Annotated in this window: 1 pseudogene; it reads right to left on the bottom strand. The window is 58.4% G+C overall.

What is annotated here, in order from left to right:
- Positions 1-200: pseudogene (locus tag SB772_RS44785) on the bottom strand (hypothetical protein); the annotation flags it as partial.
- Positions 201-243 lie beyond the last annotated feature (43 nt).

Raw genomic sequence — 243 nt, forward strand, 5'->3', positions numbered from 1 at the left:
TCGAGCACACCCTGCCAATCCGAAATCGTTGCCTGTCCGACGGCTTCGACGCCGTTCGGAAACAGTGTTATGAAGATGTCGTCGAAGGCTGGCCCGTCGTTAAGATAGGCATGCAGCACGTCGACGGACGGCTTGGCATTGAACACCAGCCAGAACGGCACTGAGCCAGTTTTGAGGGCCAGCCACGGGTCGAGCAGCATGAAGGACCCTGCGAGCAATCGCCTTGGTGGGATTCCAATGCTG

Origin of the sequence: Paraburkholderia sp. SIMBA_030 (assembly GCF_046535245.1) — a bacterium.
Lineage (GTDB): Bacteria > Pseudomonadota > Gammaproteobacteria > Burkholderiales > Burkholderiaceae > Paraburkholderia.